An 8,221-nucleotide genomic window follows, 5' to 3' on the forward strand; every position below is an offset into this window, starting at 1 on the left:
CCTTTCTTCAACCTAGCGGTCAAGCAGGAAGGGAAAAGTCTGGGGTCAAGTGTACTCCTTGACGCTAGATTTTTCCCTTCCTACACTCACAGGTGGTTGAAGAAGAGAAGAATCATATGAAAATGCGAGAATAAGGGAGAAAGACTCAAATTTTGAGGGGTTAAACCGGAATTTTGAGAAAAACGGGAGAAAGCGAAGGTAAGGTTTTTATTAGAAAATACGGTGGTAACTGGGAATAATGGGGGTAAAGCTAGTGGAGAAAATAGAGGAAATAGGGTAACTTTTTGTACCTTTTTATGTGCGTACATCTCATTTCACGGAAACTATGTACGGGCATTACAAGGGTTATGTTCTCGTCATTAAGATAAAAAGGTTCATTCGGCACCCACCCCCTCTTTCGAGGGCGACAAAATAAAATAAAAAACCCCAGACGAGCGTTAATTACTCGTTTGGGGTAGCGATAGTTCATTCTAAAATTTTTAAGGCTTGAACAATTTGATTTATCTTGTCCACAATGTCTTTTTCATCGCAGTAAACATTTGGGTACAACTTAAGGTCTTCTTCAAACGGGGAAAATCTTGCGGCAATTTCAGCTAACTCGCCAAATTCCTTATTTTCCAATGACGAAAACTCATTGTGGTCAGCATCATGGTCAAAAGTGATATGAAATTCATTGCAAAATTTATCTGTCTCAATTTGATTCGCAACAAAAAGACTAATTAACCAATACAATCGTTCTCTAGGAGTACGTTCACCCATTTTTCCCACCTCGTTTATTTAGATTACTTAGTAGCAGGGAAGACAATACTGCCGTTCCGAATCTCTCTATCCGTGTACTTGAAATGGAATACGGTATTCGTTTCGGCATCATACAATACCTCAACATTATACTTTTTATTATTTTTGTACATCACATCATAATACATGGTTGCATTTGAACCTCTAGGGTCAGGTAGACCTTTGCCATATTTAATTACGGACTGTTGGATTTGAACAGGTATAAATCTGCCTGCTTCATCCATGTGTGTTGCCGCTGTACTGGCAAAGTTTAATCCTTCATCTAGCCTACTGAAACCTTTCCCCTTATTAAATATACTTCCTACGATAAACGCACCTTTTACTGCGGCGGCTTCACCTGGATAATCCCAAAGAGCATTAGAGAAATCAGCTACAAAAGCCAATCCAGGGGCAGATTCTCTTGCCATATTCATCACTTGTGAATCTGTAATCATAGCTTCCGAGGATTGCATAATATCTGACTTGGAGTAGCCTGCTTTAGTCATTTTTGCTCTTATATCATTAGCATAATTTTCCCAGTGCCTTTTCTCCCCTACCGTTTGTGCTAGTGCCCATTTATTCTTAGCTTCATTGATAACCCAGTTAGCCCCAATAGCTTGATTCCAATGACCTGTTGGGTCAATAAACCTTAATGGATTATTGTGCACATACGTATACCGATTCAAACTCAACGGATTATCCACTTGCCCCTTATACGTATCCTCCGAGATAAATCGCCCAACACTCGGATCATAGTATCGCGCCCGTAAGTAATAAAGTCCCGTTTTCTCATCGTATATTTCTCCGCTGTACTTAAACGGATTTTCCATACCCTCAGTCTCAGATACAATATTTCCCCAAGCATCGTAATCATACGTATTGATTTCGTGTCCATTTTCATCAGAGATGACGATAACATCCCCATGACTGTTGTACCCATAATACCCACTTTTGTTCGCCGCGAAGTCTTCACGGAACAATAATTCATTTCCCCAGATGTTTCGAGCTTTTACATTTCCTGAACCATCTAGTTCTTCGATAACCTTCCCATTCACGTACACATATTTGGTTTCTGAATCGTTTCCTGCTTTTGTCGCACGCAGACCATCCCCATAATATGTGTATGTTTCAGAATCCGCTGTCTGTTCATTTGTAATGCCTCGCAGACGATTTCGCTCATCGAACGTATAAGCAACCGATCCAGTGGCTGACTTTGTCTCTCCTTCAAATGCAGATCTGTTACCTCGTTGATCATAAGAGTACAGATTGGTTTGATCAGATTGACTTTCTCGGGTTAAACGGTCAGTCTTATCGTAATCGAATTGATAGGAAGTATCGTTTCGTTGAATGTTGATAATATTTCCAAATGCATACTGATTAGACTCTTTCCAAATCGGTGCTCCATTCAATGATTGGGTCATTTTCGTTGCTTGTCCAAACGAGTCATAGACCTTATCCGTGGTTCGCCCATTTGGATATTCAACGTGGTAGCTATCTCCTTTATTATCGATGCGATAATCGTAACGAATAACTCCTGTCATTGGGCTTCGAACTTCTTGCAGTCTTTCACCGGCATCATAGCTATACGTTACCTTCATGCCATCTGGATAAGTCAACTCGTCGATCACATCATCGCGATCAGAGTATCCCAAAACGTAATCTCGACCGAAAGTTCTTATTCCAGTCAGGCGGTTGTGTGAATCATAATTGTAGCTAATCTCTCTGAAGTTATTGCTCGAAGGATCGACATTCGCACCATTACTGTTTGTTTCCCTCTTGACCAACGATGTATGAGGGAAATACTCCGTTGTTTCTTTGTTTTTGATAGTCCCCGATGCATTCTTGGTTATTAAGCTGGACAGATCATAGAATGGCGTATACGTATATTCAAGTCGATTTCCAGCTTTATCGATAAAAGAGGCTGGTTTTCCGTTTACATTATAAATGTACGACTCCTTTGCACCTGAAGGCACATCTTGTTCGCTGATTTTCCAGGACAAGGCATTGTAGTGATTTTTCGTTGTTAAGGTGCTGTTTTCTGTTACTGTAGCTAAATTTCCATAGGCATCATATTCATAGTAATAGCTGTTTTTTTCCGGATCTAGAAGATAAACCAGATTTCCATTGGTGGTATATCGGAACTCCCAAGCACGTTCTTCTCCCCGTTGGTCGATCTGCTTCTTACCCATTACTTGGCCAAATTCATCTCGTTCGTAAGAAGTAACCAGTTCTTGTGTTCTGTCTTCTGTTTTACTACTTTCTTTCGCCAATTGTCCGTATTGGTCATAATATTGTGTGCTATGCAGTCCATTCGGATTTATTGTAAGAATTGTATCGGCTGCAACATATCGGTCACCATCACGCATACTGTTAGCCTTCAAGAAAACTGTATCACCAATAGGATCGTCTTTTAAAAGTAAAGATCCATCTTCATTGTAATGATAGTTTATCGCTCGGTCCTTAATGGCAAAGGGTTCACTGGTTGATAGGTGATTCCCATTCAAAGCGTAAGTGTTATAAAGCAAGGGACGAATTTTTCCATTAACATCTATCTGCCCTTTGTATTCAACGTCACCATACGGCGTAAAGTGAGTAAAAGATTTGGAACCATCCGGTAGTGTTACGGTTACTTTGCGTGTCGAATCATCGTACGCATACGAAGTGGTTCTGGTTTGGTCTTGATTTGTAAATTGTTCACTTGTCATGCGTCCGAGCAAATCGTATTCATACGTAACATAACTTTGATCTGGATATACCCTTGCATTCAGTCGCCCCAGCCCATCATATCCAAAGTAATGAAACAAGTCAGTTTGTACACCAGGTTGTGTTTCCACACTCATATCTATAGCTTCTGGGTATAAACCGAGGCTATCATACGAGTGAATACTTTGCGTGAATGATTTGGCATCCTGACCTGTGGTCGTTTCGGTGAAGGAAGTGAGCAACTTATCCTTATACGTATACGATCGATCCATTTGATCCAATTTCGTTGTTCTGCCGTCTGGGTACGAATCAAGAATAGTCTCATTGATCAATAATCTCTCTGGATTATACGTATAAATTTCTTTGTGGAAATAATTTGGATTGCTTGCTGCAGTTACTTCCACTTCGGTTGGCAACCGTAAATACGTTCCAGTCACAAGATATTGCTTTTTCGTCACATTGCCTTTTGGATCTACTTCTTTGATTATGTCCCCGTAATTGTTGTACGTATATTGCGCAAATAGGGCATATTTGGATAAACGGGACTTTACCTTTGACAAGCGATTAGGATCTGGCTCTAATAAGAATTGATAAACGTCTTTATCTTGTGTAATAGAGTCAGGTTGTCCTAAAAAAGTAAATGTGTATTGTGGCTTTGTCCCTCGTCCCAGGTACATATAACTCGTATATGAAACGGGTGTATACAGATAATCAGTTCCGTTTTCCGATACCGATAATTCTCCTAAAATGGAGTCTTCCATACTCCCATTTCCGATATATTTCTTTTCCGATTGTAGTAAAAAGTTCTTATCTTCGTTTACGACAAAGGTTTTTTCGAAGTTAGGCAGACTGGTTTGGATGGTATTCGTAACAATCTTTGCCCCATCACGAGCAGACTGGTTTTTTAAACGGACCGATGTATCTTTCTGAGTCGTCCAGATTTCTTGCGTTTTTTGTGGATAGTACACGGTATGGGAATATGTTCCTGAGCTACTATCGTCGGGATGAGATGTCTTTGCGAACCGGAAGTTGACAGATGTCACGGGATGATAACTGGAATAGGTCAGTTTCTCATCATCATGATAGAGTCTTACAACTCCTCGTTTCAGAAAATCCGGTTCTTCTGAATTATAGGGACTATAGGAATACGTCATGGACAGGCCTTCCACTGGGTACTTCACTTGCTTTAACAATTTGTAATAATAGGTTCCGCGTTTAGTCAGGTCGTCATTGGTGTAAGTCGAAGTCTCTATTCCGTTATAATCTAAAGGAATCTCTTTGTTTGTTGACGGAAGATAATAGATAGGCTTTAAATTAAACTCTGCTTTGCCGTACAAACTCGAATCATGATAATTGTACTCAGCAATGATTTTGCTTTCAGTCCCATTTACTGCATGCTCAATGATTCTGTCTGTATTTGAAGTTGTATTCCAAGCGTATTCAGTATGCTTAAGTAGTTTTGTCTTAGCATTATTCTCATAAACATAAACATGCGTTACGACATTAGAGGTATTCTTTTTCAACTCAATGAGGCGACCTACAGTATCTATAATTTGAATATTTTTACTATGATCTTCTGGTATTCGATAAGTAATCTGATCTCCATAGACGTTTTTCTTTGTGATGACATGCGTATCTCTTACATCTTCACCGCCACTATTTTCGATTTGGAACTCATAGATAAAGCCATTTACATAAAGCGTAACTATATCTTTGATTCCATTTTCCATTGAACCCTGTCCATATCCTTGCATTTTCGCTCCCTCATAAGGAGTATTGACCCAAGTCCCGGTTGTCGTCGAGGATTCTAGTACTGAGCCGTCATCTAACGTGAAAACATATCTCTTTCCTTCGTTCTTGTTAGAACAGTAATAATCAAGTCGTTCTTCTCTATAAGAACAACGCACATTGGTTTTATCAATCTCTTCAAACTTGGGAAGATTTAATTTCCATCCATGCGGCATGAAGTATTCGTCTTGATAGTTTGAAAAAGACGTCCTTTTATTGGTTCCGCCTGAACTGTAATAGATATCATTCGTATTAGAATTTAGTGACGAATATCTTCTTTCAATAGTCACATCCATCCCATGTTTCCCATCTAAATGCAAATCGCTCTCTTTTATGTTTGCTGTCTTATACAAATCGTCAACCGGACTATCCGTGTTTGGTCGCTTGTAGTTGTACGTTAAACCATCTGAGTCGTACATGGCGTCTGGTACACTGGTTGATAGAGACGAACTAGGTAGTTTTTGGGGTTCTTTTTTTCCCGCATTGTAATAATCCAAGATAAAGGGTATATACTCTCTCAACTGAGTCAATTGATCTGCCGATAGATTTTTAAGCATATTCTGTACGGCTTGATCGGTCCATTCATACTTCTCAACCTGCTCATCGTGTGAAAGGAATCGATCGAAGGTTGGGTAAAAATAAGCAGCTACTTTAAGGGTACTACGGTCGAAAGAGTTGTAGATTTTCCAAACACTATCAACCTCAAAAGGATACCAATCTATTGCCTGTAATTCATCTCTTGTAAAAGAAGGAATGTCTTCTGGTTTTATTTCTTTTTGATTACTTACTTTTTCTATGGATTCTTTATATGACTCTATCCAATCCCGAGTATCAAGTTTACTACTAATACCACTCTGGTCTGTATTTGTAGGCGCTGAACCAACAGTGGATTCTGCATGAGTGACATTTGGCAGAATTAACGACCCAATGATTAGCAAGCTAATTACCTTGCTTTTCATAACCCTCGAATTCATCTTCATCTTTCCTCCAGTTACTACCTGTTCACCTTTCGAATCAGGTTACCGTTTCCGTCATAATAAAATTCTGTTAATACTTTATCACCCTGCTTAATAAGGGTAAGTTGTCCTTTTTCGTTATAGATGTACTCCATGCCTAAGTAACGTACACCTATCCGAGCATGAACGTTTTCTCCATTTTCTCCTGCAATAACTACGTAATAGTCCTCTCCAGCTGAAAGTGAACCGATTACTTGAGGGCTAGATGTTTGCTTGTCATTCGAAGCAATCAAACGTGTCTGATTATAATCTTCAAAAATAGAAAGAATAGGATGATTAACATTGCCTTCATATTCGGTAAGATACACTTCAAAGGACCCTGACATTGTAGGTGTAAATTTTAGAATCTTTTGTTGACCACCATCGATGTTCACTTCTTTCGATGTATTAACTGAAATTTGCTCAGTATCCACAAATTGGATCACAAAGGCAGAAGTATTCACATCCATTCCTGCTCCTAGGATCTTTTCCTTTGCGATTGTTACTGACGCATCTGAAACACTGTGCTTGCTTTCATGGGAATAAGCGCTACCCTTAAAACGAATGGTAAATTGCGTATTACTATTACGCGTCACTTCTGTCGTGAGTCCTGCAGGTAGGTTGTTAACCACTACCCCATCAGCCAGGTCTGAAGTAAACTCACCCTGATCCAAATTAACTACTTGCTCTTCTAGAATCGAACCATTATTTCCATTTGATTCATGGATGGTTGTAGTAGAAACATCTGCTTTAGCATCAAATACAGCAGTCAACCTTGTATGAACATGTTGCTCTTCATCGTAATTTGTTACGTAAACAAAATAGGTGACCCCTTTTGTAAGCTCAATGTTGATCTCGGAATATAGGGAACCTTCTACTTTGTCATCATTAATGTCGATTAAACTTTTTAACTGTTCGTCCGCAAATAGGAAGATCACTGTATCATTTTGAGAGCCAAATCCACCATAAGGGCCAGTAAAAAATCGATAGTTCCCACTTACAGGTGCTGTAAAGCGATATGCAGGTATTTCTCCTGATGGAAGACTAATATCAATTGGTGTTGTTACTTTCAATTCTGCTACAACTTTGCTGAGTCCCAATGAATACGTGGATGTTGTACTGAATTGACCATCCATACTCATCACCATGATGTAATAAGTCGTATTCGGTTGAACTTGAAAATCAACTGTTTCTGTTAAACCAAGTTGACTGTTCATACCATAACCTACTATATTACTCGTTCCTTCAATAACGATCAGATCATAGTCTTTGTCTGAGGGAATATTCAGGGTGACTGTTAGAGATCCCACCATTGAGCCTGAATCAAAGCGATAATAATCCACATCGGAACTGCTAGATAACTTGGATACATAGAGATTTCCACTCGTGATTGGATAACTGGTGGTGTAATCATCATTCGGTTCAAATGGGTCCCAAGTGGAACTTTTCGCTACTAATGATGACTTATTCAGTAAAGGAGTAGAGGTATTTAAAGAGGGAAGCAGTTTTTCCCGATAAGAGGCTATTTGCTGCTCGTATGCATCTCGGAACTCTTTTAAATTTTGATCAGTAGCTTTAACGTTCTCGTTCGCATGAAGTTGTTTTACTTTCTCAAAATTTGAGGATGACAAATCTGCAATTTGATTTGCCAATTGATGGTTCCCTTTTTTACTGGATAGTTCTTGAAAGAATTTCATCGTTTTTTGCATTCCCAGGATCTCTTTATCAATTTCGTATGTTTCATAAGTAGAAGCCTGCTCGTCCATAGCAGACACAACAGGAACAGAAACAAAAGAAACGATTGATATTGCCATCATGAGAGTCAGAAGTTTACTCCACATATACTTTCACCTCAAAATTATAATCAATCTATTCTCTTCCGTTTAATAAACGTATGTATACATTTATATACCTCCTCGTATAATCATTGTTAGAAGCTCGTATAATCATTGTTAGAA

3 protein-coding genes are annotated in these 8,221 nt (G+C 39.0%); all 3 read right to left on the minus strand.

What is annotated here, in order from left to right; all coding sequences use genetic code 11:
- Positions 1-465: 465 nt before the first annotated feature.
- From EDM52_RS08475 to EDM52_RS08485, 3 genes are read right to left on the minus strand one after another with little or no spacing between them, the layout of a single operon-like run.
- Positions 466-759, minus strand: coding sequence for a magnesium and cobalt transport protein CorA (locus EDM52_RS08475; RefSeq protein ID WP_122908576.1), 294 nt, complete (start codon positions 757-759; stop codon positions 466-468).
- A gap of 23 nt (positions 760-782) precedes the next feature.
- The gene (locus EDM52_RS08480) at positions 783-6,242 is read right to left on the minus strand and encodes an RHS repeat domain-containing protein (protein ID WP_245996713.1); all 5,460 of its coding nucleotides are present in this window, start codon (positions 6,240-6,242) and stop codon (positions 783-785) included.
- A 20-nt stretch (positions 6,243-6,262) separates the two neighbouring features.
- Entirely contained in the window at positions 6,263-8,080 is a 1,818-nt protein-coding gene (locus EDM52_RS08485; protein ID WP_183184916.1) for a hypothetical protein, read from the minus strand.
- Between the last annotated feature and the right edge of the window lie 141 nt (positions 8,081-8,221).

Origin of the sequence: Brevibacillus invocatus, from assembly GCF_003710915.1 — a bacterium.
Lineage (GTDB): Bacteria > Bacillota > Bacilli > Brevibacillales > Brevibacillaceae > Brevibacillus > Brevibacillus invocatus.